General features: G+C 39.9%; 2 protein-coding genes. Both read left to right on the top strand.

What is annotated here, in order from left to right:
- A partial coding sequence (locus tag ACMHXE_RS13875; RefSeq protein WP_224868444.1) for an IS256 family transposase occupies positions 1–626 on the top strand: 626 nt, incomplete at its 5' end.
- 233 nt (positions 627–859) lie between these two features.
- Positions 860–1,423, top strand: coding sequence for a hypothetical protein (locus ACMHXE_RS13870; protein ID WP_413732552.1), 564 nt, complete (start codon positions 860–862; stop codon positions 1,421–1,423).
- Positions 1,424–1,716: the final 293 nt, after the last annotated feature.

Here is a 1,716-nt window from a genome sequence, read left to right as displayed (position 1 = left end):
TGTTGGGCTTGTATATCTCAGACACTGAAGGTGCACATCAGTGGCTAAGTATACTAACCGATCTTCATAGTCGCGGAATTAAAGACATCCTGATTGCCTGTGTCGATGGCCTTAAAGGCTTCCCTGAAGCCATTGAAACCATTTACCCACATACAGAGGTGCAGTCATGCATCATTCATCAAATTCGTAACTCAATGAAATACGTAGCGTCTAAAAACCAGAAGGCGTTTATGGCTGATTTAAAGTGTGTCTATAAAGCCACAACCCTCAATGCAGCTGAGATGGCGCTGGACGAGCTGGAAGCCAAATGGGGCGACAAATATCCTGTGGTCATCAAGTCCTGGCGCAACAAGTGGGCGCTGTTATCGACCTATTTTAAGTACCCGGAATACGTGCGTAAGGCTATCTACACCACGAACGCGGTTGAGGCCGTACATCGTCAGTTTCGTAAACTGACGAAAACCAAGGGTGGTTTTGCCAACGAGAACAGTTTACTCAAACTGCTCTACGCCGGTATATTGAAGGCTCAGGAGCGGTGGTCACACCCGATTCAAAACTGGAATTTAACGCTATCTCAGCTGTCCATCCATTTTGAAGGACGACTGGATGCTCACATCGATCTGTGATTTTTGACGTGACACAGAATTTTGAACACCCTCTTTATAAGCGATTGAGACCGAATGATAGGCTTCCTCGTGGCTCGCAAAGTGTTTAGGATGTCCTGTATATGGCGCGAGAGTATCATATAAATACTCATGTGAATTATGGAGATTCCCAAATGGTCTTGGTGGTCATTACTACATAAACAGAAACTGTAAATACAAAATAATTCCATATTAATACACCTAGGTAATTTACAATGAAACTAAAGAAATTTTTTGCTTTACTAATGCTCTCTACTTTAGTGGCTTGCAGCCCAAACTACAATGAAGATGTAATTACTAAAGCCGATATGATAGTTAATGTAGAGGCGTTAACTTCCAAAATCAACCAATATAATATCAAAGAAGTTTCTTACTATTCTGAAGAAATAATTGTTTTAAATGGAGTTGTTATTAACCCTATTGCAAAAACATTTGGAAAAAGTCCTGATGGTGGTTTTATGATGACATATTCCCAAAAAGCTGCCGAGAACAAAATTGAAAACTGGAGCCAAGTATTATCCGTGACTCAGCCCAATGTAAAATTATCACAAGAAAATCTAAATGAGATACTTGTAGATATGGCTGAGATTGGCGTTACAGATGTATTTAACGACACCCAATATAATACAGTCCGTATTCAATGGGGGAATTCTGTGATGTTAGGAATAAACGGTTTGGTTTTTGGGGAGAATATGAATGTAGAAGCATTTCAAGAACATGCACAATTTGATATCTTCAAAAAAGTATCAGATGGAGTCTACTTCTTTCAGTTATTGTAAGAAAAGATAACGAAGAAGTTTCATGTATGCTATCCATCTGCTTACAGAGTTGCTGGAGTTGCACAGCAACTGTGCTCTCTTGGTTATTCCAGGCTCTGGCATAGTTTCAATCAAATGCTTTTAACGCCAGTTACAGTGCAATTGCTACGGATAAGTACTCTGATAGCAACTTTGCCACTTAAAATTTAGCCCTTAATAGGCTAATGCCGATCAGTTAAGACAGATCGCTTGACGATCTCACTGAAAGGATCAAAATCCGATGACCCCATGTCATCGGATTTTTTTATGCAACT

Source organism: Shewanella sp. BJSY2023SW007, from assembly GCF_047314525.1.
GTDB classification, from domain to species: domain Bacteria; phylum Pseudomonadota; class Gammaproteobacteria; order Enterobacterales; family Shewanellaceae; genus Shewanella; species Shewanella chilikensis.
This window is presented reverse-complemented; position numbering and strand designations above follow the sequence as displayed.